Below are 26,133 nucleotides of genomic sequence, written 5' to 3'. Positions count from 1 at the left end.
AGATATTAAATATTCAATTAAAATGAACAAGTTCATTTTATGAACATGTTCATGTTAACATTTTAAGCTACTTTGTCAAAGTATTAAAAACAACGAAAAAGCCTCTCAAAAGTTCTGCTAACTAATGAGAGGATAACTAAAATATGATATTTTACCTTTTGAATGACAAAGGGTATGTCATTCAGGGAGTATATAAGGCAATAAACCCCTTTATAATAGGTTATTGGACGTTAACCATCATGCCGCCCATACCCTTAGTAAAATAAATGCTTAATGATAAGAGTTAAAAACGCCTATATGATCTGGCTTTCGACATTGCGGTATTAGCTTGAAACTAAATAGGATATCTATATTCATGAACCATATCCAGTCAAAAACCGTCATAAAAGAGCGAAATTTATAGTTACTACTTTGTATACATCTTGAGTAATGTAAAATACCATCAAATATTCAGGACTATGTTAAGCCCTTGTCCAGAAGGATAGGATTCTTGAAGTATGTCATTTTTGCAATTCTATACAGACTTATTTTTCATAAAATAAATTCCCGTTATTATAATACTTCTCCAATTTATTAAGGTTGAACTCCACTCTTTCCTTTTGTTTACTTCCTACTGCTGATATAACAGCATTTGAAAACGCAAAAGAGGAGACATGTGAGTGCATGGGTGTAAAGGAATCAATATCCATTAAAAATACATAGTCACTATAATGAATAATCGGACAACGCACACTGTTAGTTATAGTGACCACAGTACAATTATGTTCATTTTTTAAATATTTTACTGTTTCTAAAGTTCCAGTAGTGAACCTAGTATAAGTAAAAACAATAATAAGGCTTTGCTCAGTTATTTCCAATAAACTTGTTTCTAAATCTAATCCTCTATCATTTGTTAGTAAATTTACATTACCTAACATTGCATTTAAAGAGAACCCTAGATAATATGCATCCGTTAAAGAAGAACGTAAACCCATCACAGTTACTTGATTTGTTGTAGAGATTTTCTCCACTAACTGGTTAAAGTCTGATTCATTAATTTGACTTAGAGTCCTTTCCAAATTCTCTACATCTTTATTAAAGCTTTTATGGAGTACACTTTCCTCTTTCACTTGGGCATTAGATCTTTGCAGTCGATGGACTGTACGATCTCCAATAATTACTTGTTGGAGTTCATCTTGAAATTCAGAAAACTTCTTATATCCTAATGATAAGGCAAATCGTATAACTGTAGTTTCACTAACCCCTACTTCATTTGCTATTTGGTTGGCAGTCATATATGTAGCTTTTTCAGTATTTTTCACAAAATAATCAGCAACAAGTTTCTGAGTTTTAGTAATGTTTGTATTTTGAGATTTCACCTTCTCAACAACGAAGTTTTCCAATTGCAAAATGATCACTCCTACATATTTTAAAAGATCCAATTACATAAAAAAGTATGATTTAATTAATTATAACTATAACGAAATATATATAACAACTATTGGAATGCTGGTCCCTTTCTAAACCAAATGTTTACAGCCATTGAATTGATCCAGGACTTCCATCTTTTTGATCCACCTCTGCCATAATATTGATCCAATTAAGACAGAACTGATCCACCCGCCAATTCCAGTCATAGCGGCGTAATTTACTTGGAGAAACGTACATGCCAGCCTCATAAAAACGGCATGAGTTTCCTGACGGGTGTTTAGTATATAGGCATGCATGTACGTAGAGCTCCAAAAAAGTCAATTAACTTAATTCAAGTGGTTCACTAATGTCACAGGTAGATCATTTTCTTGTCCGGACTTGGTCAAATAGATGGCAGTGGTGGATCTAACCCATGTCTTTCTACACCAAAAAAACCCTCCTTAAATTAGCAAGGGTTTTTTTCTTCATTATTTAATTATACGAACGATGGAGAACTCCAGAGATTTAAATTTTGGCCTAATTGTTTTTCTTTAGATATGTCATATATACATTTAGCTACGGCTACATCTTCAATCCCCATGCCAACACTGTTAAAATAAATGCGCTCATCATCATTTTCTCTACCTAATTTTTTGCCATTAACGATAGTCCCTAACTCTGCATATATATTAGAAGGGTCAAATTTACCCTCTTTATACATAATAGAGATGGTTTCAACACCACGATGCTTTAATTCTACCCAGTCATCTACAACAATCTTATCTGCTTGTTCAATAACATCAAATTCACATTCGTGACTACCAACATGAATATGCAGTGACCCCTTATCCACCCACTCCTTTTGTACAATCGGTTTTTCTGTTACCGTTGCTGTAACAAAAATGTCAGAGCCCCGAACAGCTAACTCAGCTGAATCTACAATTTCAAATGTGACATTTTTCATGGCTATCTTCATATCTTCACAAAAATCTTTTGCACGATCAATGTTCAAATCTGCCACTTTTACTGTTTTTATAGTTTGACAGGCAGCTTTTATCGCCATAAGTTGAGTCCGGTTCTGTACACCAGCGCCAACTAATCCAAGTATCGAGGACTCCTTCTTAGCTAAGTGTTTAGTTACTACCCCAGAAACAGCCCCGGTTCTCATGGCACTAATCAACGTACCATCCATAACCACCTCAGGTAATAGAGTATCTGGGTTATTTAGTATTATTAAACCTGCTGCGCGGGGTAAATTATATTTGAAAGGATTATTAGGCGCACTAGAAATCCATTTAATTCCAGATGATTGAAATCTTCCCCCTATAAATCCAGGCATTGAATTAATTCTGCCACTCGTAGTTTCGGCATCTATCCCTCCCCAACGAAGAGATGATTTTGTAGGTAATACATAATCCTTCTTGTCGTGAAGAGAAATAACTTCTTCAATAATATCAATAATAAAGTTAATATTATTTCCTCCGCATTTTTCTACATCTGATTGTGACAAAAATAATAAATCTACATTACTATCCATTTATATTCCTCCTATTAACTTTTACGAAGTATGACGCTTCTTACTTTGTGCATGTATTTGGGGTTTGTGATTGCTAAATTTAAAAATTCCGAACATGTATGCAACAGCTATGATAACAAGTGATATTATAAGAAATGCAATTCCAACTACTAAGGAGTTGTAAGTTACAATTAATGTAGGGACTAGCGCTGTAATCAGTCCCCCTCCAAGAAAAGGACTAAAAAACGGGGCTCTTAAAGCATAGGCAGTACCTGCACTAGTTTTCATATCAGGGTCAACTGTACGAAGTAACATTAACCCTACAGCTGTAACTCCTGCCATTGTCCCTAAATTAACAATGGAATGCTCAAACCAATCCTTCTCAAACATTTTGGGTCCAAGATAAAAGAAGTACCACATCAGTGTAATTAAACTTGCTAGTGTAATAATGATGAGTGGAATAGCATACTCTAACACAATAGGCACTTTAATAGTTGCTACAGCACTTACTATGAGAAACTCGAGTGAGAAGCCTTGTATACGCTGCAGTGTGTTTTTGTCTATCAAATCAAAATACTTAGTCTTGGATAAAACCACATTAACAACTAGTCCTCCAATCATTGCTAAAGGAAATAAAGGGAGTCCTGTAACAATGGGGGATAATAAAATTTGGAAAACCCAGCCTATTAAGATTGCTACTAATATAATCGCTATATGGAATCCAAAACTTTCAATAACATTTGGATTTACAGATGAATAAGAATTTGCAGTTTTATTAAAAGTATCTGTCTGTTGAATAGATTTTAATTGAGATTGATTTTTTATGTTAGTTGTATAACCTTTTTTAACTCCGATATTTATAACGATCATTCCACCGATAATGCCGATCAGTAGACCAAGGGTAGCAGAAGTTAGTGCAACAGAAGAGCCATTTTCCCATCCTAGATCATTGAATACTTCTGTCATACCACCTGCTGTTCCATGTCCACCTGCCCAACCGATTTCTATTACAGTTCCGAATAATTCATTTACATTCCAGAGAGGTATTATTAATAACCCAACAATTATCAATGGAATAGCTATTTGCAAAGTGCTTCCAATATAACTATATAAAACTTGTGGTAATGCATACTTGCTAGATTCCTTGGAATTGTTTAGGGTCATTCCTATTAACATAGGGGCAAATACAAAATTAATTAATACACCCGCTAGGCTTCCCCAGGTTGCCACCATCTCATTTGGTAAAACATTCAAACCATATGGACCAACTAAAATTCCAATAACCCCTGCTATTAAAGAGGCTGGTATAAAGTACTTCTTAAAAAAATGTACCTTTAAACGAATAAAAGTTCCTACCAGTAGTATCAAACCCAGTACACTTAGATAAAACAAAAGAGAGTTAAGCGATTCGGCACCAATCGGACTATCAGGAAACATGAAAAACCTCCCTTAAAATTTCACCTTCTAAGAAGTAATAAAATCTTTTTTATGTAAAATGGTGTTTTTGATTCTTCTTCAGGTTACATCAAGCAATTTAAATAGTCAATATTTTTCGAAAATTTTGTTTTTATATTTGAATTAACTTTTTCTTACTCAACACCGGCTGTTCAGTTGGATTAACCTAACTTCAAATCGGTATGTATTATTCTTTTGATTTCTATAAAAGAAATTTAAAAAAACGCCTGAACCTGTTTCGATTGCCATTTCAGACTTACATTCTTCCAATATTTGAAGCAATCCTTCCTAGTGGCTGCTGCCTCTCCGATGGAGACAGTACTAATCGTGGCTGCTATCATTCTGATGTATGTCCTTGTGACATTCATTCCTGGCATCATTCCATTATTCACTGGAAGCATCCTTGCCATTGTCACCACTTGGCTCAGTAATCGGGCATTCAAAAAAATTGAAAATAAGCAACTAAAACATAAAACATAATATAGGAATATTCATAAGGAGTCTTAGCCAGCAACCAGGCTAAGCTCCTTTTTTATTAGACAATTATTTTCCTTCCATGACATAGCGCGACATAGCGCCTGATCACCACATTGAGAAGTCCATTAATATGTATCGATTTAATCTCCACCTACCTGCAATAACAGGGTTTCTTTAATGTTTATATGTCTATATACCTATCCCTTAAGGATTATAACCTATATAACATATAGTCATTTTAAAGACCCATTCAGTTCTATACCATTTAAAACAAGAGAAACAACGCTATTAAGGAGGTAAGCGGATGTAAGTATTGTATGGTCATTAGGAATTACCTTTCAGCCAAAATCATACAGGAGGTTAACAATGTATAATAAAAGTTTACTGGTGACAAGTTGGAGTATTTTTCTATGTCTGTTATTAGTCATTCCTATGTTCTCTGTGCCCACAGCCTCTCATGCCGAGCCAACACCTGATTCGCTTCCAGAATATACTTCTCCTATTGAAATAACTCAACCTTTAAACAGTGCACCTACCATTTATGATGGCGCAGCAGGAGTAGAGGACGGACATGATGTCCTATATACAACCTCTAAAAGTGTGCCTGCTATGTTCAGTGTGGTCGACTTAGAAACAAAAGAAGTTTTAAGGATCTTACCGATGGAAGGAGCCCAGGATTCTTGGCATCATGAAGTGGCTCCCGATGGTACCGTTTATGTCACTGGAGGTAGGTATCTTTGGGGATATTCACCTGAAACTAAGGAAATCAATCAATTAGCTCGAATTCCAGACAAATCACTATGGGCGTTGACTGTTGACGAAAATAGCAATGCTTATATCGGCACTTATTCCGACGGAAGTGTCTTCAAATACCATAAGGAAACGGGAGAGCTACAAGATTACGGAAGAATGATTGGAGAGTCAAGTCAAGAATATGTCCGGTCTATCGGCTATCATGAAGGTTTTATTTACGCCGGTACAGCCCATGACCAAATTGTGAAACTTAATCTAGAAACAGGAGAAAAGGTCGATATTGCAGCTGAACTTGATGACACCGGGACAGTATATGACCTGAATATCGTTGACGACCGCTATCTTTTTGCTCGATACAAGGATTCAAAAATCATGTACGTTTATGACCTGCAGGAAGAGACCTGGCTAGATGTCGAACTCACCAATGTGTCTGGTCTTCATGTCACTGACTCATTGGAAGGGAATGTCTACTTCATAGCCGACAATAAATTAAAGTATCTCAATTTGGAGTCTTTGGAAGTTACAGAGACAACCATGGAATATGGCAGTGGGTTCCGCGGGTCCGATTGGGTAGAAATTGAAGGAAATGATCAGCTTCCAGGAAAAAGTCTGGTTACCGTTACATTCAACGGCAGTATCGTCTTTTTCAACATAGAAACAGAAGAAGTCGTAACCTACTCTTCTATCGTTCCACCTACGCCAAATGTGACAAACGAAATTTTCAGTTATTCTGAAGATAAAATGTATATCACAGGTATGACAGGAGCAACAGCCGCCCTGTACAACCCACAAACAGGCGAAAGTGAATCTTTCAACATCGGTCAAGGGGATTCTGTCCATTCGTTTAATAACAAAGTCTATTTCGGAGTTTATCCAGCCGGCAGCATTGAAATGATTGATCCAGAAACCAATCCGGCAGGACCAGCAACCGACCTATTTGTAGTCGGAGAGGAACAGCAACGTATTCACACCCTGACAGATGGAGATGGAAAGCTATTTGCAGGAAGTATACCGACATACGGAAACCTTGGCGGTGCTCTTACCGTTTATGATGGCGATACTCACAAAGTTTTTCGTCATGTTGTAGAAGACCAAAGCGTTAACGGTCTTGCCTACACCGATGGCAAACTATATGGATCGACGACCATCAATGGCGGATTAGGAAGCACGCCGACAGCAGATGAAGCGAAATTATTCGTTTGGGATCCGGAAACGGAACAAAAAACGAAAGAAGTATCCTTGAACATCGATGGTCTGGACAAGCCAGAACATATCGGAGATTTAAAAGTCGGTAAGAATGATGACTATATTTGGGGCGGCTCTACTGGATATATCTTCGCCCTTGATCCAGAGACTCTCGAAGTCGTAAAAAGTGTCGAAGTGAACCCGAATCCAAACATGAGTGCGTGGGATAACGTTCACCTCGAGTGGTCAGAAGCCGGCCTTCTTTACGTGAATACTGGTGGTAACTTATATGTCATCCACCCAGAAACACTAGAATTTAAATATATCACCAGGACAGTATCCTTTGATATTGGAGAAGATGGAGACATTTATTTCTCCCCATACAACAACCGTACTGTTTTATCAAAAATCGAAGTAATCGATTATGATTATACGTGGGAACCATTGGAAGTAGGAAATTCTAGTTTTGAATCAGGTTTTGAGCAATGGACCTCCATGTTCGACACAGGTGATGAATATACGTACGAAGTGACCTCAGAGGCAGCTTATACAGGGGATCAGAGTCTGAAAGTATACGATCAGGTAAGAAACAATACCGTCGCTGTCTATAGTGACCCTATTCCAGTCGAACCTGGCAAGGAATATTTAAGTGAAGTGATGATGAACCTGATCTCAGGTACCCCAAGTCTATTAGTAAGAATTTACGATGAAGATGGCAACCAAGTACAGAGTGAAGCCTTTCAAGTCAAATCTGGACATGGTGAATGGCAGAAGGTCCAACAAAAAATCCTTGCTCCAGCTGATGGTGCCTATGCCCGTGTGTTCGCCTTAAGCACCAATTATTCATTAACTGATGGCTACTTTGACGATTTCGCACTCTATGAAAGAGTCAAAACCTCAGAACAATTACAAGAAATCAATTTGCAGGTTGACACAACAGAACTGACACGAGGGGAAACTACCGGCTACTCTGTAACAGGGACGCTTAGAAATGGTGAAGATGTTGAACTAGATGATGTCAATATCATTTCATCTGATGAAGATGTTATTTATGAATCAGATGGAAAACTCATAGCCGCCAGTCCTGGCACAGCAACTATAAAAGCAACCGTAGAAGAGAATGGAGAAACACTGGAATCAGAAACAGTTGAGCTTCAAGTAGACGTCACGCTTGGTTCTCTTGAAAGATATGTGACGGAAAGCTATGAGGACAACCAAATACCGCACCACATATACAAACAAACTTCCAATCAATTGAAACAGGCAATCCACCATTTAGAAAATGAACGACCGGAACAATCCGCTCATCACCTGGAAGTGATGCAGCATCACCTGACCAAATGGACACCTGAAGACGAACTAGTCAAACAAAACTTGTTAACTGACTTAGATTTCTACCTTTCCAAGTAGATAGAGACCCTCGGCTTACTGGCCGGGGGCTTCTAATTTAAGACAGTTAATAGACTTGTCTCACTAAGGATGGTTATATAGGATACTCCACAAAGACAGCAAGAAAAAAATTGGTGAACAAACCAAATATTTGTAACCGCTTTCTTTTTATTGTTAAGTGAACTTCAACTTTTTTCGGAGGTGATGGATGAATCGACTTTTTTCATAGAATTGAATAAACCAATATCAACCCGCCCTGTCTCAACTGTCATTTTCTAAAAAAGAAAGGAAGGATTATTTGAGAAAAATCTATTATTTGTTCATATTGACCGCTTTGCTTGCAAGTGTCTCTGTATTTTATGCAACATCCGCCAAAGCAGATGAAAGCAATGTGAAGGAAATCGGAACAGCGATAAATAGTGTATCCATACCTGGCGCCGCATACGGAGAAGGACCTAACGGTGAAGACTGGGTTTATGCAGTAGCAGGAGGATCGCCAGCAGTATTTAATGTCGTGAATGCTGAAACAGGCGAACGTGTTGACAGCTTTGAATTAGAAGGTGCCAGCAATTCATGGGCGTTAACGGTGGACCCTGATGGGAATGTATATGTTGGTACGTATTCAAATGGTACGTTGTTCCGCTACACACCTGGGGAGGACCATATAGAAAACCTTGGAACCGCAATCGCTGGAGAATCGTTTATTTGGCGGCTGAGCTCCGATGACCAGGGGCGGATCTACGGCGGGACCTTCCCTAACGCCAAAGTTTTTCAATACGATCCGGCAACAGACGAGTTCCGTGACTATGGTCAAATGTCAGAAGGCCAGCAATATGCGAGAAGCATCGATATTTACAAAGACAAAGCTTATGTAGGTGTAGGAACTAATGGACCCAATCTCGTAGAATTAGACATTGAAACAGGCAAAAAAAGAGAAATAGATCTCCCAGAAAAATTTGATGACCAGACAAATGTGTATGATATGACGGTGGTCCGTGATAAGTTATTTGCACGAGTCACTGGAGTAAGTACCATCCTTGTATTTGATTTGAAAACAATGGAAATCATCGACGAAATAGAAAACGCGAGTGGACTCGATGTCTCACCTGCAGGACCCAAAAACCTTGCGTTCCTAATTATAGACGGCGAGCTCCATTCTTATAATTTACAATCATTAGAACTAACACCAACTGGGTTTGATGACTTATTTTCAGCTCGTGGATTCGGTTGGATAACTATTGGAGGCAAGGATTATCCAGGTAAAACTCTGGCAGGCATTACGTGGAATGGAAACATACGCCATTACAATCCTATCACTGGAAACCATAGGATAATAGCAGGGCAAATCGAGGGGCAGCCAGTAGATATCCAATCACTTGCACAAGGCCCAAATGGTAACATTTTTGTCGGAGGCTATTTTTCTGGCGGGCTAGCTGAATATGATTATCAGAACGATCAACTTACAGAATATAAAGGAATGGGCCAAATCGAAGGAATGACCACGCATAATGACCGCTTGTATATGGGGGTTTATACAGGTGCTGGCCTCTTTTCCTATGACCCGGACCAAACCTATGATTATGGTACAAACCCTGTTGAACATTTTGAGTTGAAAGGTCAAGATCAGGATCGACCTTTTGCACTTGTGTCAGCAGGTGATAAGCTTGCGGTAGGTACCGTTCCTGATTATGGGAAGTTAGGTGGGGCTTTGACCATTTTTGATCCAGTGACAGAGGAATACGAGTTCCATAGAAATGTAGTAGAAAACCAAAGCGTTATCTCCCTAGAATATAAGGACGGACTTGTGTACGGCGGGACCTCTGTATGGGGTGGATTAGGAATTCAGCCATCTGAGGAAGAAGCCAAATTATTCGTCTGGGATGTAGAAAACGGGCAAAAGGTTTCTGAAACTATCCCAGTCCAAGGCGAAAAAGCAATTTCCGCTCTAACCTTTGATGATGAAGGATATTTATGGGGACTGACTTCCGGCGTATTGTTTAAATACGAGCCAGAAAGTGGAGAAGTATTAGCAGAAAAAGAACTATATTCACTTGATTGGGATCAAGTCGGTCACTTATGGCGTGGCGGCTTCTTGACTTATGATGAAGATGGCAACTTATATGGACAAACCCACGGGGAACTGTTTAAAGTGGATCCAGACACATTAGAACACGAAACTCTTGTAGACGATGCATTATTATTTGCGGAAGATGGTGAAGGAAACTTTTATTTCGCACGAGACCATAAGCTTTATAAATACGAGCGATGAAGTATGATATAAGTTCTGCCCCCCTGGCTTTCTTGCTAGGGGGGTGTTTTTTTCGGCAGCACAGTCAGTATCAAACGTGTTATTGTCCTTCCTTCTCCCATGTTTTTTACTAACCATTATGGGAGGTTGAAAAAATTTTATACCTCAAACCCCAGACATTACTAGATTTATAGAAGATAGTCATCTAAACTGAAAAAGAGATACAGTTTACGCAAGGAAGGGGTGGGCAATTACTCAACAAGCATTACCCAACTTAAAAGGCTACTGGCTTTTACTCAGAGCAATCGCAGTAGTTTCCTCCAGTGTCGCTACGATTGTTTGGACCATGCTTCCCTTATTTCTCTATTACCAATTGCAAGTAACCTCTTTATTGTCTTTATTTTTTCTATTATTACTTGGAGGTTTTATTATTCACGGGGCGCTCACCCACCTATTGAATGACTATGTCGATCACCTCTCAGGAACCGATTCGAATAGCCCGGCGATTTTATCAGGTGGAAGTCGAGTTATCTAGGATGGCCACTTTACTCCAGCGTTAATATGGCGTTTAGGTAAAAGCTTACTACTAATTCTAATGCTCTGTGTCCTGGCATTTTCTCTTTTCGGTTAATTGATTAGTATAAAAAAGGAGGGATAAAATATGGCTAATTTCCGAAAAAGAGGCAGTAAATGGTGATCCAACTACTGGTAAAAAGAAATTTACACCTAAAGGAGGAAATGGCTTCATTCATCTATTTGCAAGGATGAGACGTTTGCAAAGCCAAAAAAAGAGGTTCCCAGTAGTTCAGAGAACATATGGAAAACCTCTTTTTATATTTTCAAGTAAAATTCCCCAAAATGATAAATTCGATTTAAAGATTCTATCAAACCAAGAAATAACCGTAGATACTCCATTACGCACCTATAGATTCACAGATATGCGAAATATTCTTCACTACAAATAAGATCATACTCTTGTTCAGTATCGCTCTCTCTAGTTGTATGTTTGTTGGTAGTTATTCCTCATTATCTTCATCTTCCTTGATTAGCTCAATCGGAGTCAGAGGTCCATCGTATAATCCACCCCCGTACTTGGCATCAAATACGCGGATACTTAGAACATTTTCTTCTCCGTAGCGAATCACTTCAGCAGGGATCGTATATTCGCGCTCCCAATCCCACGCAGAGGTCATTCCTTGTTCTCCTTCTCCCGTTGGGAAAGTGCCAGACTCGCCGATCATTTGACCATTCATAAACGTTTGATCGACATCATCTATTTTTCCAAGCTTCACTTTTAACGAATAGCCTTTCCATTCTTCTGGAATATGGATCGCTTTTCGATACCATCCATAAGTGTCGTCTTCGAAGTAATTGGAATGATCTTCCCAACTGCTTGGAAGGGTGACCTCTTGCCATCTGCTGTCATCGAACTCAGGAGACTTCCAAGTTTCATTATCTCCTTTTTGGAAAAGCCAGCTTCCCGCAAGATTGATTAATGGCATGGCTATAGGTTCAGGTACTAAGTTCCCTATGGAAACCTTATAAGCGTCTGCTTTCCCATTTGTATCATAGGTGAAGGTCACTTTCTGAGTGCCTCCGCCTGCTTGAGCGGGAACTTCTACATCTTTTGTTTCCACTTCGACGCCGTTCACAACGAAAGGAACAGTGGTGGTTCCTGCGGTTGTACCATAATTGGTCACTGTGGCTTCAGCCATAATTCTTTCCCCATCCGCTGTTACAGAAAGTTCGCTATATTCAAAGGTTGGTTCTTTTTCGTTGACCTCCACTTGATTAACACCTAGTCCATCAACTTGAACTTTATATTTCCCTGGTTCAAATAGTTTATTGTAAGAAAGAGTCACTTCTTTGGTACTGTGAGGTGCAATTCTGATCTTTTCTTCAGCTACTTGCTCATCATTTACCATCAATTGGACCGTTTTACCTGTCACGACTTCGCTTTTATTCTCCGCTTCTACCGTTACCTGGAATTCATCATTGGATTGGATAACTTCTGGGACATGTTGATAGGAAAGTTCCAGCTTAGGAGCCTTATATTTAGGAAGCTCTTTCCTTTCCTCTTTAGAAGCAGGATACATTCGTACAGCCTGTCCGCCTCCTGTTGCCATGGAAGCGATCAGTGTATCATCGCGGTCCACAATCACTTTTTGGATGGAAACCGCTTCAGGATTTTCCTCCAAATCCGCATCATGGGCGTCAGAATAAATCTCCGCTACATACTTCTTGCCTTTATCCAAAAAGTCTAGGTCGACATCCAAGTCTCTCGCCTGTTCATCCGTAATACTACCGATATAAAATTCCTCGCCACTGCGGCGGACAATCGTAGCATAATCGCCAATTTCAGCATTTGGAACCATAATATCGTCCCACGTTACAGGTACATCTTTAATGAACTTAAATTCTGGCAAAATCTTCCCCTCTTCATCTTTATAGTTGTCCGTTAAGTCCGCAACCATTTGAGTACCAGAAGAAATCGTAACATACATAGCTAATTGTTTGGCACGAGTCGTATGGACCCTGGTATCTGCGTGGGAAATTTCTACATCAAAGATACCTGGTGTAAAATCGATCGGCCCAGCCATCATTCGTGTAAATGGCAAAATCGTATCATGTTCCGGTGGGTTATTTTGATCTCCAAACGCAGCATATTCCATTCCCATTACCCCTTCACGGCTCATCCAGTTCGGATAAGTACGTTCAAGGCCAGTCGATTTGATCGGTTCGTGTGTATTAATCATGATTTGGTGTTCAGCTGCTTTCTTGACTGCTTGATTATAGTGATTGACCATATATTGACCATGGTGTTTTTGGCCCTCTGGATTGTGTATACCGTTGTCAGCAACGTACCCACTCTTAATCGCATGAATCCCCAGTTGTTGATATAAACGGTATGCTTCATCCATTTGCTCCTCATAATTGAGGATATCTCCAGATGTTTCATTATGCATAATATAGGAAACGTTACGATCTTTGGAATATTGAACTACTTCTTCTAAGTCATAATCAGGGTAAGGTTCCGTAAAACTAAATTGATCCCCATTTTCTATCCAATTTCCATCCCAGCCGATATTCCAACCTTCCACTAGCAGACCGATATTTTGATTTTCAGTGTCTAAGTATTGATTCGCAAAGTCGATATAGCGTTTGGCATTTTCCGTTGTTGCTCCATGCTTTTCTCCGGATGCCCAGGTTGATTTTCCACTGATCATTTCCCACCAAACACCCACATATTTCATGGGTTCTATCCATGAGGTATCCTCGATTTTACTAGGTTCATTTAGGTTCAAAATCATGTCCGATTCCACTAGATCCCCAGCATCCTCACCGATTTCAATCGTTCTCCACGGAGTTTCAACAGGAAGGGTATCCTTTTTCACTTTCACATCGCTGTCCGGCCATGGAGCAAGAATACTTTTGAATGTATTCTTTTCCCCTTCTACCGCCTGCAAAGCCATCCCTGAGTAGTCGACGAGCTCCGCTTCATGTACCGTCATGTGAATCCCTTTTGGTGTTTTCATTGTAAATGGGGTGCTGACTTCCTTAACCTCACTTAACGGTGTTTGCTTGTAATTGTATTCGTAACTGTCCCAGTCATTCGGGATCCACCAGGACGTGTTATTGCTGGAAAATTTATATTCCGTATCCTCCGAAGTAATTTGCAGGTTCTCATCTAAGTTCTTTTGTTTTGGCAGCGTATAGCGAAAACCTATTCCATCGTCATAAGCTCGGAAGACGAGATTCATTTTTCTGTGTGGGGACTCTTTTTCCTGGAGATACACGGTTAACTGATTGTAGTGGTTCTTGATGGTATCCTTTTCTCCCCACACAGGCTCCCAGCTTTCATTAAACGTTTCCGTCGATGTATCCACAATTTCAAAATTACTGTTCAATGGATCTTGGTCTTTAAACTGAAAACCCATTGAAGAAGGCCTAACCAATTGCACCTTCTCATGAGAGAGCTGGTATTGGGGTTCCCCGTTTTCATTAAGGTTGAAGGTTAAATCGATTTTCCCATTTGGCGAGCTTACAGAAGCAGATGAACCATCAGCCCACACCATAGTGGCTGAAAAAGAAAGCAGGATGCTCAGCATGACAAAAAGGGTTATACTTTTTCTAATCATTTTCTTCCTCCTCATAGTTAGATGGGACGTGACAAGAACAAGTTTGAAATTCTTCAATAGCATCAAGTGTAAACGTTTACGTATGGGAGTGTAGACATCCCCCCTTTACAGAAGCTTAATTTCATGGAACCTTCCTTTTTTAAAAGTATCAAGTATGCATGAAAGGTATTGGGCTTTCTATTGATGACGTCTTTACTTGATGGACCCTTTCATCACTCCGCTAATAATCCATTTCTGAGCAATGACATAGACTAAAATCATAGGCGCTAACGCCATTAAATAAGAGGCAAAGGCCAAATTATAGTTGGTACTAAACTCCGTCTGAAAAATATATTGAACTAGCGGTATAGTAGCAAAGTCCGGATCACTTAAAATGACAAGCGGCAACATAAAATCATTCCACGCCCACAGACATGTAAGAATCCCGACGGTAGCATTCATTGGTGTCAACAGTGGAAAAATGACCTTCCAGAATACCCTCCATGTACTTGCACCATCCATAATCGCCGCTTCTTCCAACTCTTTCGGAATCGATTTGATGTAACCAACGTAGATGAATACGTTAAAAGCAAGACCATATACCACATACAAAAGAATCAATCCAATAGGATTATCGATATTCCAGATCGCTGTCTGCTTCACAATCGGAAGCATAATGATTGGAAATGGTACAAACATGGCACTGACAAAATAATAGAAAAGGAATTTGTAGAACCGTTTGTGCATATTACGCGCAATCGCATAGGCGACAAGTGAATTGGATAGAAGGGTAAAGAGGACAACGAATACAGTTACTAACGTACTGTTAAACAGGGCACTGAAGAAATTCGTGACCTCGACGGCATCGGCAAAATTCTGAAAGCGCCATTCATTGGGTAATGAGAGAAGGGATTCGGACATTTCCTCGGGCGTTTTCAACGCAATTGTAATGGTCAAGTACAGGGGAAGTAAGACAAGCACAGTCCCTAAGATCAAGAGAAAAGTGAGGAGCCAATTTTTCTTTCCTTTTACCACTACATCTCCACCTCCCGTTTCTGAAGCACACGAATTTGAAAGATTGAAACCACGACAATGATGATAAAGTAAATGACGGCATTCGCAGATTGATAGGCAAACTCCCCGCCTTCGAATCCACCTTTATAGATTAAGAGAGAGATCGACTCGGTGGCCTGCCCCGGCCCGCCGTTGGTAAGAGCAATAATCTGATCAAAAGCCATCAGAAAGTTTTTCATCGCTAACACCATATTGATTGTGAAAAATGGCGCAATTAATGGGAAGGTAATTTTCAAAAACTTCTTCCAAGCATTTGCCCCGTCTATTTCTGCCGCTTCATACACATCTTCCTGAATTGTTTGCAAACCAGCTAGATACAAGATGGTATTGAAGGCTGTCGCCTGCCAAACCGTCATTATGACAATCCCGATCCAAGCTGTATCTGGGTCGCCAAGAATATTTTTAGCCCATGAATCTAATCCAAGCACCCCCATAATTTCTGGCAGGAAGTGTGTAAAAATAAAGTTGAAGATAAACCCGATGATGAGGATACTTAAGATATTTGGCAAAAAATAAATGGCCCGAAGTGTTTTTTGGAACTTGATTTTCGCATTTAAACCAAGTGCCACAGCTAAACTGAAAATATTGACTAAAATGGTAGAGATGATTGCAAATTTAAATGTAAACCAATAGGAGCTTAACGCTCGACCATCTTGAAAGACGTTCAAGTAGTTGCTAAGCCCGACAAAACCCCATTCTCCGTAGCCTCTCCAATTTGTAAAGCTATAAAAGATTCCTTGAAGAACGGGATAGGTATGGAAAATAAAAAATATGATTACGGCTGGCATCGCCATCAGTAAAAAAGCACGCTGCCGATTTCTCATAACGCTTTCTCCCCCTTAACGTTTTTGGACTTTCTCCCACTCACGGTCCATTTTCTTCAAAAAGGCTTCTGTATTCTTTTCAATGAAGAAGGATTGAATCAAATTCGGGGCCTGTATGCCGCTAGGATAATAGTGATCTGGGAAACTAGTAATCTCATCATTCGCGATCTTTTCTTGAAGGCCACTAAGAATTTCATCCTCTTGTTTCACACCTTTAAGAGCAGAGAAGGCGTACTGTTCTTCAATGTATTGCTCTGCATTTTCTTCTTGGACCATAAACTCAATAAACTGCCTCGCCTCGTCCGGATGTTCACTATCCTTCAAGGCTGTCAACATGACGTCTACACCTGAGACAAGCTTATTCTTCTCAGGGTCGTTGGTAACTGGCATGGCAAAGGTACCGAGTTTGACATCAGGATTCACTTTTTTCAGCTCCGGAATGGCCCAGTTCCCTTGTAAATAAAAGAGCGCCTCTCCGTTTGCAAATGCATTGTTTCCATCGTTATACCCGTATTGGAGATTGTCATTTAAACCGTATTCTAATAGCTGTAGCATTTTGCCCGTCACTTCTTGGTAGTCTTTCTGGAAACTTGCTTCCCCGCTGTTCTTTTTTTCCGCAAAATGATCTGGCTGTAAAACGCCCGCCACGGCATTCCAAGGAATCATGCCTGTCCACGCATCCTTCAACGTAAAGTAAATCGGGGTAACACCTTCCTGTTCAGCCTTTTCTAATGCTGCTATAAATTCATCCCACGTATTTGGAACCTCTAGCCCCAGCTCATCCATCAGCTTCTTGTTATAGATGACAGCGTTAGCGTTTGTAGCATATGGAATGCCGTATGTCCCCTCGTTATTTCCAGGAACAAGCTGATCAATCATATCAACATAACTTGGTTGAACATTTTCAATCATTTTTGTTCCTGAGTAATCTTTCAATATCCCGGCATCTGCCAGTTCACCATAAAGTGCACTCCCTGCGATAGAGAGGATATCAGGCATATCCTCTTTCACAAGCCTTGTACGGAGAACGGTCTCCGCAGACGGCGGCGCATAAAGTTCTACATTAATGTCCGGGTGAAGTTGCTCAAACTTTTCTATAAGCTTGTTATAGGTGTTGATGTTTTCTGGTTTATTGGAAAACAGTTCAAGGTTCACTTCTCCATTTGAAGATGTACTTTCTCCACATCCCGAGAGTAGGAACGCACCCAAAAGACAGCTTGCAACGATTTGAATGACTCGTCTCATCATTCTCCACTCCTTCTTTTTAGTAAACGTTTACGTTTAACGCCAAAAAGCCTCCCGACTATTTCTCAGTAGTGATAACCGTAGCCTCATATGGCTCAAGCGTGACTTTAGAAAGGTCTGGGTGGGTGAGGATCTTTCCTTCTCGGTTGGTCAGAACGATTTCACCACTTTTTTCATGAAATTCGCTAAGATCCGCTTCCTGCTCTTTATTCGTGAAATTACAAAGAACAAGCAATACTTCTCCCTCATAGGTCCGGGTATAGGCAAATATGTCTTCACTATTTTCAAGCAGCAAGTCAAATTTCCCATGAACGACAACATCTTTCGATTTACGGAGCTGGATTAATTTTTGATAGTAATGGAAAATGGAATTTGGATCGTCTAAGGCCTCTTCTGCGTTGATCGTTTTATAGTTAGGATTGACACGGAGCCAAGGTGTCCCTGTCGTAAAGCCTCCATGTTCCTCTGCTGACCATTGCATAGGCGTCCTTGCGTTGTCCCGGCCTTTATAATGGATTCGTTCCATGACATCCTTGATGTTATCTCCGTATTGATTCACCCGCTCCTCGTACATGTTCAATGATTCAAGGTCTTCATAATCCTCTATCGTATCGAAGGCGACATTCGTCATGCCTAGCTCTTCTCCCTGATAGATGTATGGAGTCCCTTTCATTAGATGAAGACATGTTCCGAGCATCTTTGCCGACTTCTTACGATACTCCCGATCATCCCCAAATCGCGATACCACTCTTGGCTGATCATGGTTGTTCCAATACAAACTGTTCCATCCCTGTTCTTCTAATTCGTACTGCCATTTGGACAAGATTTTTTTCAAGTCAGTAAGTTTCCAGTCATTCAGCGACCATTTTCCAAGGGGGCCTCCTCCATCGACACCCATGTGCTCAAAGTGGAACACCATATTCAACTCATTTCGATCTTCCGCTGTATAAAGTTTGCCTTCTTCAGGTGTCACTCCCGGCATTTCGCCAACCGTCATAATGTCATATTTGGAAAGAACTTCCTTATTCATTTCATGTAAGAACTCGTGAATACGAGGGCCGTTCATAAAATAAGGACTTCCATCCCCATACGCTTTTCCTTCCTGGACTTCCCCATCTGGAAAACTGGGGTCCTTGGAAATAAAATTCACGACATCCATACGAAATCCATCAATGCCTTTATCCAGCCACCAGGACATCATGTCGTAAACTTCTGTACGGACTTCTTCATTTTCCCAATTCAAATCAGGCTGCTTCTTCGAAAAAATATGTAGATAATATTCATCTGACGATTCATCATATTCCCATGTAGAACCACTGAAAGCCGCTTCCCAATTCGTAGGGGGTTGGCCGTTTTGACCTTCTTTCCATATGTAGTAACCCCTTTTTGGACTGTCTTTCGATGACTTTGATTCAACAAACCACGGGTGCTCGTCAGAGGTATGATTAACCACAAGGTCCATGACAATTTTCAATCCTTTGTGATGGGCTTCTTCCAGTAAGCGATCAAAGTCTTCCATGCTTCCGAATTCATCCATAATGGCTTTGTAATTACGGATGTCATAGCCGTTATCATCATTAGGAGAGTCATAGACAGGAGAAAGCCAAATGACATCCACCCCTAACTTCACTAAGTAATCCAGTTTTTCCGTGATCCCTGGAATATCTCCAATTCCATCTCCATTCTTATCATTAAAACTGCGCGGATAAATTTGATAAACTACACTTTCTTTCCACCATTGTTCTGGCATTTTCTCGTCCTCCTCGTAAATTTACGTAAACGCTTACGTAAATCCTTAAAAAAATTTATTTTATTCTTTTCACAGATTCTCTCTCCACTAAATGATGAGGCATAACGCTAGATTCTGCTTGTTTATTATTCTTTATCGTAAGAACCATTTCGATCGCTTTTTCTCCCATTCGCTGGAATGGTTGAGCAATCGTCGTGAGCGGAGGAATTGACATCTCCGATAGTTTTAAGTTGTCATATCCGATAATTGATACATCTTCCGGAATACGGACACCTAATTTGTAGGCAGCGGCAATCGCTCCTATGGCGATTTCATCACTGGCAGCAAAAATACCCGTAATATCAGGATGACTTTCTAAAAGCCGGGGCAAGCTGTTGATTCCATCTTCATAAGTAAAGCTTATGTGATTTTCAACTAATGATTCGGAATAACTGAGCCCCGCCTCTAAAAGTGCCCGCTTAAACCCTTCAATTCTCGACCTTCCAGCTAGGAGATCATTCGGGTTGCCTGAAAGCATCCCTATTCGCTCATGACCCGATTCAATAAGATAATTTGTAGCCGTATAAGCGGCATGAGAGTCATCCACCTTAACATAGGGCAATGGATATTTGTAAGACTGCGTCAACACGAGCACCACTGGGACGCCCATTCGTTGAAATGCCTTATAATACTCCTCCTTGACCTCTTCACTCACAAATACAAGCCCATCCACCCGCTTCTCACTTAATAACTGAATATATTTCAACGTTTTTTCGTGATCTGCAGCTGTATTACACACGATCACACTGTACCCTTCCTCATTGGCACGTGCTTCAATTCCATGAAGAACTTCTGAAGATAGAAGCCCGGACACACTAGGGAAAAGCACTCCAATTGTTCCTGAATTTCGATTGACAAGCCCTCTGGCAATCGCATTTGGTTGATAGCCAATCTCCTCAATCGCCTGCAGGACCCGCTGTTTTGTTTTTTGGGAAAACCCAGGTTGATTATTAAGGACTCTGGATACAGTCGCAATCGAAACATTTGCTGCTTTTGCTACATCTTGGATTGTTGGATTCATGATCATTACACCTTATTTCCGCTTATACGTAAACGCTTACTAAATGATTATCTATACTATACATACTTGATATTTTTTCGTCAAGACTAATTAGAAAATCTTTATAGGTAAGGATGTGAATTAAATTTTTTAGAATATCGATTAAAAATCTACTAAGATGATTTTCTTTTCATTACAGTTTTAAAAAGAAAAGCCTCCCACGAGTTCAATGAACTTGTGAGAAGCTTTAAAATTTTAACTCTAATTTTTGAAAAATCCAGTCAATATCAACTTACAAATCGTTTAAATCCTTGGTATTAAAGGGTTTATGGGGCAGATTACATCATGCCGCCCATTCCACCCATTCCGCCCATGCCGCCCATGTCAGGCATTCCACCGCCGCCGTTGTTTTCTTCCGGCTTGTCAGCGATGACTGCTTCTGTTGTAAGAAGCATTGCTGATACGGATGCAGCGTTTTGAAGTGCAGAACGAGTAACTTTTGTAGGGTCTACGATACCAGCGTCGATCATGTTGACCCATTCGCCAGTCAATGCGTTGAAGCCGATTCCAAGGTCTTCACCTTTCAAGCGTTCAACAACAACGGATCCTTCAAGACCAGCGTTGTGTGCGATTTGACGGATTGGTTCTTCAAGGGCACGTAGAACGATCTTCACACCAGTTTTTTCATCTCCAGCTGTTTCAATTGCTTGAACAGCCTTCAAAACATTAACAAGTGCAGTTCCACCACCAGATACGATACCTTCTTCAACTGCTGCGCGAGTTGAGTTCAATGCGTCTTCGATACGGAGCTTGCGTTCTTTCAATTCAGTTTCAGTTGCAGCACCGACTTTGATGACTGCTACTCCACCTGCAAGCTTAGCAAGACGCTCTTGTAATTTTTCCTTATCGAATTCAGAAGTTGTTTCTTCCATTTGCGCGCGGATTGTGTTCACGCGGCTAGCGATCTTTTCAGAATCTCCAGCACCTTCAACGATTGTTGTGTTTTCTTTTGTAACCACAACTTTAGACGCTGTACCAAGTTGACCGATGTTTGCAGATTTAAGGTCTAGACCTAGATCTTCCGTGATCACTTCTGCACCAGTCAAGATACCAATGTCTTCTAGCATCGCTTTACGACGGTCACCGAATCCAGGAGCTTTGACAGCTACTGCATTGAATGTACCGCGAAGTTTGTTCACTACAAGTGTTGCAAGTGCTTCGCCTTCAACATCTTCAGCGATGATCAAGATCGGCTTACCTTGTTGAACAACTTGCTCAAGAACAGGAAGTACTTCTTGGATGTTTCCAATTTTCTTGTCAGTTACAAGGATGTATGGATTCTCGAGTACTGCTTCCATTTTGTCAGAGTCTGACACCATGTATGGAGAAGCATATCCACGGTCGAATTGCATACCTTCTACCACTTCTAGTTCAGTAGCGAATCCTTTAGATTCTTCGATTGTGATGACACCGTCGTTTCCAACGCGCTCCATCGCTTCAGCAATCAATTGTCCGACTTCATTGTCACTAGAAGAAATTGCAGCTACTTGTGCGATGGACTCGCGGCCTTCGATTGGCTTAGAAATTTTCTTAAGTTCTTCAACTGCAGCTGCAGTCGCTTTTTCGATTCCTTTACGGATGACCATCGGGTTTGCACCAGACGTTACGTTCTTCAATCCTTCACGAATCATTGCTTGTGCTAGGACTGTTGCTGTAGTGGTACCGTCACCAGCCACGTCGTTTGTCTTGCTTGCAACTTCTGAAACCAATTTTGCACCCATGTTTTCGAATGCATCTTCAAGTTCGATTTCTTTTGCGATGGTTACACCGTCATTTGTAATAAGTGGAGAACCGAATTTCTTCTCGAGAACCACGTTACGTCCTTTTGGTCCAAGAGTTACTTTTACTGCATCAGCAAGAGCATCTACACCACTAAGCATAGAGCGACGCGCGTTTTCACTAAACTTGATATCTTTAGCCATTTTTCAAAGAACCTCCTTGATTGGTTATATGTAGGGAAAATTCCCTATTCAAAATTACTGTTATCGCTTACCCAACAATAGCCAATACGTCAGATTCACGTAAGATTAAGTATTCTTTACCTTGATATTTCACTTCAGTACCAGCGTACTTGGAATAGATAACAGTGTCTCCTTCAGTTACTTCAAGAGCAACCTTTTCTCCATTATCTGTTACTCGGCCTGTACCTACTGCAACGATTTTACCTTCTTGCGGCTTTTCCTTTGCTGAGTCTGGAAGTACGATTCCGCTCGCAGTTGTTTCTTCGCCTTCTACAAGCTCAACGATAATACGATCACCTAACGGCTTTAACAAGTGAAACACCCTCCTCAAGGATAATATTTTTGATTTATTAGCACTCTTAACAAGCGAGTGCTAATTCCAGTTTTAATATTAATCAATCTTGATTTTTTTTGCAAGTAGAAAGATGAAATTTTCTCAATTCATTTTTATCGGAATTCTTGAGAAAGGAATTTCAGAGGAATCTATGTTAAAATGGGGCATTGAGTCAACGAGAAATCTCGAATGAAAGAGGAGAAAAGTTTGAACAAACGATACGCTTGGATACTAATCATATATATATTGATGCTGCTTTCTGGAATCGTCGGGGGTCAGCTTTTACTCTCATTTGATGTTCCAAGAGAAAAAATTCCCGGACTGTGGAACGTGATCAGCTTTTCCATCGGTCTCATTATCATCCTGATCATGTTAATACCGGATATCAAAAACCCGATGTACCGGGATGAACGGGCAACAATCCCGCAGACGATCGGCTGGGCCTTACTCGGTATCCCGATGGTTTTCTTTGCGCAAATCATCGCTGCCACGATTGAAATGCAGGTTTTCGGAGTGGAGCCAGGATCGAAAAACACGGAAATGATCGTCGACTTAACATTATCGGTTCCATTATTGATCCTTGTGGTTTCAGTCATCGGGCCGATCCTTGAAGAAATCGTGTTTCGTAAAGTCATTTTTGGCACAATCTATAACCGAACTAATTTCATTATAGCTGCTTCAATCAGCTCTCTTATATTCGCTGTCGTCCATAGGGACTTCACCCATCTTCTCGTGTATGCTGCGCTCGGTTTCACCTTCAGCTTTTTATATGTGAAAACGAAGCGCTTGATCGTACCGATTGTGGCCCATGTTGCCGTCAATACCTCGGTCATGCTTGTACAAGTGGTCTTCCGGGACGAAATACAAGAGCTTGAAAAACAACTACAGAGCACTCAACTTATCATTGGAGGCTTACTATGAGATTTTCACCAACATTTTGGATCTTCGCCTATTTCATCTTAGGCGTGATCTTTACGTATTTAGCGATTTTCTATGCAGGAGAGTACGGGGTGTGGTCGTTCTGGCCTCTTATCAACATGGCCCTCGCAGCATACGACTTCTTCAATGCATACCGGATGATCGAATTACGGAGAAAGATAAATAAAATGAAGAAGAAATAATAAGGACTGCAAGCGCAGTTCTTTTTTGATATTGGGGATTGAGTTTCTGGAAGGGTGAGCGTCCACATCAGAGCGAGCTTGGACTTTTTCTGTTCACTTTTCCAGATAATTTGTTCACTTTTTCAATTAATCTGTTCACTCTTCTACCCATAAGAGAACTTGGCAAAGCCAAGCCTTCTTGGGCGTGGGCTGAGCCAGTAGTTGCGCTTATACTGAAGAAAGTATTTAATACTTTCTTTAAGTGTTAAAAATACAGCTGTCCAAAACGTGTCTGAGCCTCTTGGAACTTTACAACTTTTTGAGAAAAAATCGTGGTTTTCAACCAAAATGTTGTGTTGGAGTCGCGTCTCGCTAAGGAAGTGAATTCTGGCAGAGTAAATTTTTGCTGACTTGAGCAAATTTGAGCTCAGCTTGAGCAATTTCACCCCTAGCTTGAGCAAAAATCAGCTCAGCTTGAGCAATTTTACCCCTAGCTTGAGCAAATCGGTACTTTAATCATGCTAAACAAAAAAGCGATTCCGCTGATGCGGATCGCTTCAATATTCATGCACTATCTTCCTCTTCTGCTTTCGCTGCTGTCCTCATCGCTTTCCTGTATGCGAATCCGGAGATCAGGATGCTGATTTCATATAACAGGATCAATGGCACAGTCACCATCAGATGTGAAATGAGCTCTGGCGGTGTAATCAGCCCTGCTACCACGAGTAAGCCAAAATAGGAGTACTTGCGAATTTTACGAAGTACAGCCGGCGTCACCAGACCTAACCGCGTCAAAAACATGATCACAACCGGAAACTGGAACAGAATCCCGAATGGCAGCGTCAGCCTGAACAAGAAATGAAAGTATTCATTGATTCCATACTCTTCTTCTACTCCCAAAAGATCAGCCAGGCCATTCATGAAATCAATGACGAACGGAAACAAAATGAAGTAGGAAAAGGATAATCCCGCTATAAATAACAAAAATGTAAGCGGAATGTACATCAGGGTTGCCTTTCGCTCTTTTTCATACAAACCAGGGCTTACGAACGCCCACAGCTGATAAAGCGCAATTGGTGAAGAGATCAATAACGCAATCAGAAAAGCGAAATCCAGGAAAACCCTCAAAGGGTCTGTCAGATTGAAGACATTAAGCTCCAATCCAGCTGCCTCTGGGGTTTTCTGCAAATATTGTATAAGCGGCATCGCTAGAAAGAATCCCGCAATGAACGCTCCTACAAAAACAAGTATGACGATAAAAACCCTTTTGCGCAGTTCTTCAATATGATTTTGAAGTGTCATTTGTTTTTCCGTCATACAAAACTACCTTCCTGTCTATTCCTCATCTGTTTTCGTTTGAGTGTTCTTCTTTTCTTTCTTTTTATCATCATCGTCTTCTACAAGCCCGCTTGTTGCATTCTTAAACTCTTTCAACGTTTTTCCTGCCGCTCTTCCAAGCTCAGGTAATTTTTTAGGACCGAAAATCAATAGTGCCACAACTCCGATTATTATCCAACTTCCTGGACCAAGCATCCTGGTCACCTCCCTTAAAAAATGGATGAACAAATTAATCCAACGGGTAATGCTTTAAAAAATAAATCAACGATTGCAGCTCGACTGCAAGATCTATGTGATGAATACGTACGTGTTCGGGTACCGTCAGTCGTGCTGGCGTGAAGTTCAGGATTCCTTTGACCCCGATTTCCACCAATTGATCTGCTACAGCCTGTGCGTTGTTAGCAGGAACAGTCAAGATTGCAACGGATACATCAGCGTCAGCGAAATTCTTCAATTCATCCAAATGATGGATCGGTACACCGCTGATATCAGTACCTACTTTCTTTTCATCAACGTCAAAAGCCAACTCGATACGTGTGTTGTCATTTTTCAAGAAGTTATAATGCAATAGGGCTGTCCCCAAGTTTCCTACCCCTATCAACATGACCTTTGTCACTTCATCTTGATCAAGCGTTTTCCTGAAAAACGTCAGCAGATAATTGACATTGTATCCATAACCCTTCTTACCTAGTGCTCCAAAATAGGAAAAATCCCTTCTTATTGTGGCAGAGTCTACTTTCACAGCTTCACTAAGTTCAGAAGAGGATACACGAAGCTTTCCTGATGAAGAAAGATTTTTTAAAAACCGATAGTACAATGGCAGACGTTTTGCTGTAGCTTGCGGAATTTTTTGATCTTCAACGCTCATCGGACCCCTC

19 protein-coding genes are annotated in these 26,133 nt (G+C 40.5%); 5 read left to right on the top strand and 14 right to left on the bottom strand.

Annotated features, from left to right (window positions below):
• Positions 1-524: 524 nt before the first annotated feature.
• From KOL94_RS23600 to KOL94_RS23590, 3 genes are all read right to left on the bottom strand, one after another.
• A complete protein-coding gene (locus KOL94_RS23600; protein ID WP_221569123.1) occupies positions 525-1,388 on the bottom strand; it encodes a MurR/RpiR family transcriptional regulator in 864 nt (287 codons plus the stop codon).
• Between the two features lie 497 nt (positions 1,389-1,885).
• Complete coding sequence (locus tag KOL94_RS23595) at positions 1,886-2,926, bottom strand: ornithine cyclodeaminase family protein (protein ID WP_221569122.1); 1,041 nt, start codon at positions 2,924-2,926, stop codon at positions 1,886-1,888.
• Between the two features lie 21 nt (positions 2,927-2,947).
• The gene (locus tag KOL94_RS23590; protein ID WP_221569121.1) at positions 2,948-4,342 is read right to left on the bottom strand and encodes a sodium/glutamate symporter; all 1,395 of its coding nucleotides are present in this window, start codon (positions 4,340-4,342) and stop codon (positions 2,948-2,950) included.
• 291 nt (positions 4,343-4,633) lie between these two features.
• Here KOL94_RS23590 and KOL94_RS23585 point away from each other — a divergent pair, with 291 nt between their 5' ends.
• From KOL94_RS23585 to KOL94_RS23575, 3 genes are all read left to right on the top strand, one after another.
• Positions 4,634-4,840, top strand: coding sequence for a YesL family protein (locus KOL94_RS23585; protein WP_221569120.1), 207 nt, complete (start codon positions 4,634-4,636; stop codon positions 4,838-4,840).
• A gap of 363 nt (positions 4,841-5,203) precedes the next feature.
• Positions 5,204-8,185: an FIMAH domain-containing protein gene (locus tag KOL94_RS23580; protein ID WP_221569119.1), complete on the top strand. Its 2,982-nt coding sequence runs from the start codon at positions 5,204-5,206 to the stop codon at positions 8,183-8,185.
• Between the two features lie 277 nt (positions 8,186-8,462).
• Entirely contained in the window at positions 8,463-10,433 is a 1,971-nt protein-coding gene (locus tag KOL94_RS23575; RefSeq protein ID WP_221569118.1) for a WD40 repeat domain-containing protein, read from the top strand.
• Positions 10,434-11,428: 995 nt separating this feature from the next.
• Here the strand turns inward: KOL94_RS23575 and KOL94_RS23570 are convergent.
• The 8 genes from KOL94_RS23570 to groES form a co-directional block, all read right to left on the bottom strand.
• On the bottom strand, positions 11,429-14,551 hold the full coding sequence (locus KOL94_RS23570; RefSeq protein ID WP_221569117.1) for a glycoside hydrolase family 97 N-terminal domain-containing protein: 3,123 nt from the start codon (positions 14,549-14,551) through the stop codon (positions 11,429-11,431).
• Positions 14,552-14,743: 192 nt separating this feature from the next.
• Positions 14,744-15,565: a carbohydrate ABC transporter permease gene (locus KOL94_RS23565; RefSeq protein WP_221569116.1), complete on the bottom strand. Its 822-nt coding sequence runs from the start codon at positions 15,563-15,565 to the stop codon at positions 14,744-14,746.
• Positions 15,565-16,428, bottom strand: a complete 864-nt coding sequence (locus tag KOL94_RS23560) for a carbohydrate ABC transporter permease (RefSeq protein ID WP_221569115.1) — start codon at positions 16,426-16,428, stop codon at positions 15,565-15,567. The genes KOL94_RS23565 and KOL94_RS23560 overlap by 1 nt, the downstream gene beginning before the upstream one ends.
• A 15-nt stretch (positions 16,429-16,443) precedes the next feature.
• Entirely contained in the window at positions 16,444-17,673 is a 1,230-nt protein-coding gene (locus KOL94_RS23555; RefSeq protein ID WP_221569114.1) for an ABC transporter substrate-binding protein, read from the bottom strand.
• Between the two features lie 58 nt (positions 17,674-17,731).
• A complete protein-coding gene (locus KOL94_RS23550; protein WP_221569113.1) occupies positions 17,732-19,423 on the bottom strand; it encodes a glycoside hydrolase family 13 protein in 1,692 nt (563 codons plus the stop codon).
• Positions 19,424-19,478: 55 nt separating this feature from the next.
• The gene (locus KOL94_RS23545; RefSeq protein WP_221569112.1) at positions 19,479-20,483 is read right to left on the bottom strand and encodes a LacI family DNA-binding transcriptional regulator; all 1,005 of its coding nucleotides are present in this window, start codon (positions 20,481-20,483) and stop codon (positions 19,479-19,481) included.
• 317 nt (positions 20,484-20,800) lie between these two features.
• Complete coding sequence (gene groL / locus KOL94_RS23540) at positions 20,801-22,444, bottom strand: chaperonin GroEL (protein ID WP_221569111.1); 1,644 nt, start codon at positions 22,442-22,444, stop codon at positions 20,801-20,803.
• A 67-nt stretch (positions 22,445-22,511) separates the two neighbouring features.
• The gene (groES, locus tag KOL94_RS23535) at positions 22,512-22,796 is read right to left on the bottom strand and encodes a co-chaperone GroES (RefSeq protein WP_221569110.1); all 285 of its coding nucleotides are present in this window, start codon (positions 22,794-22,796) and stop codon (positions 22,512-22,514) included.
• 228 nt (positions 22,797-23,024) lie between these two features.
• Between groES and KOL94_RS23530 the strand changes: the two genes are divergently transcribed.
• Together KOL94_RS23530 and KOL94_RS23525 are read left to right on the top strand one after the other, a co-directional pair.
• On the top strand, positions 23,025-23,738 hold the full coding sequence (locus tag KOL94_RS23530; RefSeq protein ID WP_221569109.1) for a CPBP family intramembrane glutamic endopeptidase: 714 nt from the start codon (positions 23,025-23,027) through the stop codon (positions 23,736-23,738).
• Positions 23,735-23,938 carry a YdiK family protein gene (locus tag KOL94_RS23525; protein WP_221569108.1) on the top strand — a complete coding sequence of 68 codons (204 nt, stop codon included), beginning with the start codon at positions 23,735-23,737 and terminating at the stop codon, positions 23,936-23,938. Before KOL94_RS23530 ends, KOL94_RS23525 begins: the two co-directional genes overlap by 4 nt.
• Before the next feature lie 543 nt (positions 23,939-24,481).
• Here the strand turns inward: KOL94_RS23525 and tatC are convergent.
• The 3 genes from tatC to KOL94_RS23510 are packed head-to-tail and all read right to left on the bottom strand — an operon-like array spanning position 24,482 to position 26,123.
• Positions 24,482-25,234 (bottom strand): twin-arginine translocase subunit TatC, encoded by a 753-nt coding sequence (tatC, locus tag KOL94_RS23520; RefSeq protein WP_221569107.1) that lies wholly within the window; start codon positions 25,232-25,234, stop codon positions 24,482-24,484.
• A gap of 18 nt (positions 25,235-25,252) precedes the next feature.
• Positions 25,253-25,450 carry a twin-arginine translocase TatA/TatE family subunit gene (locus tag KOL94_RS23515; protein ID WP_221569106.1) on the bottom strand — a complete coding sequence of 66 codons (198 nt, stop codon included), beginning with the start codon at positions 25,448-25,450 and terminating at the stop codon, positions 25,253-25,255.
• A 34-nt stretch (positions 25,451-25,484) separates the two neighbouring features.
• A complete protein-coding gene (locus KOL94_RS23510) occupies positions 25,485-26,123 on the bottom strand; it encodes a redox-sensing transcriptional repressor Rex (RefSeq protein WP_221569105.1) in 639 nt (212 codons plus the stop codon).
• Between the last annotated feature and the right edge of the window lie 10 nt (positions 26,124-26,133).

Source organism: Alkalihalobacillus sp. TS-13, from assembly GCF_019720915.1.
GTDB lineage: Bacteria > Bacillota > Bacilli > Bacillales > Fictibacillaceae > Pseudalkalibacillus.
The sequence above is the reverse complement of the archived record's forward strand: the minus strand, read 5'-3'. Positions and strand labels throughout refer to the sequence as shown.

Excerpts from the sequence above, each read along its gene's own strand:
- KOL94_RS23570 (WP_221569117.1), bottom strand. The coding sequence starts at position 14,551 with ATGATTAGAAAAAGTATAACCCTTTTTGTCATGCTGAGCATCCTGCTT.
- KOL94_RS23525 (WP_221569108.1), top strand. The coding sequence starts at position 23,735 with ATGAGATTTTCACCAACATTTTGGATCTTCGCCTATTTCATCTTAGGC.
- KOL94_RS23555 (WP_221569114.1), bottom strand. The coding sequence starts at position 17,673 with ATGAGACGAGTCATTCAAATCGTTGCAAGCTGTCTTTTGGGTGCGTTC.
- KOL94_RS23595 (WP_221569122.1), bottom strand. The coding sequence starts at position 2,926 with ATGGATAGTAATGTAGATTTATTATTTTTGTCACAATCAGATGTAGAA.
- KOL94_RS23545 (WP_221569112.1), bottom strand. The coding sequence starts at position 20,483 with ATGAATCCAACAATCCAAGATGTAGCAAAAGCAGCAAATGTTTCGATT.
- KOL94_RS23560 (WP_221569115.1), bottom strand. The coding sequence starts at position 16,428 with ATGAGAAATCGGCAGCGTGCTTTTTTACTGATGGCGATGCCAGCCGTA.
- KOL94_RS23510 (WP_221569105.1), bottom strand. The coding sequence starts at position 26,123 with ATGAGCGTTGAAGATCAAAAAATTCCGCAAGCTACAGCAAAACGTCTG.
- KOL94_RS23580 (WP_221569119.1), top strand. The coding sequence starts at position 5,204 with ATGTATAATAAAAGTTTACTGGTGACAAGTTGGAGTATTTTTCTATGT.
- tatC (WP_221569107.1), bottom strand. The coding sequence starts at position 25,234 with ATGACGGAAAAACAAATGACACTTCAAAATCATATTGAAGAACTGCGC.
- groL (WP_221569111.1), bottom strand. The coding sequence starts at position 22,444 with ATGGCTAAAGATATCAAGTTTAGTGAAAACGCGCGTCGCTCTATGCTT.
- KOL94_RS23550 (WP_221569113.1), bottom strand. The coding sequence starts at position 19,423 with ATGCCAGAACAATGGTGGAAAGAAAGTGTAGTTTATCAAATTTATCCG.
- KOL94_RS23515 (WP_221569106.1), bottom strand. The coding sequence starts at position 25,450 with ATGCTTGGTCCAGGAAGTTGGATAATAATCGGAGTTGTGGCACTATTG.
- KOL94_RS23590 (WP_221569121.1), bottom strand. The coding sequence starts at position 4,342 with ATGTTTCCTGATAGTCCGATTGGTGCCGAATCGCTTAACTCTCTTTTG.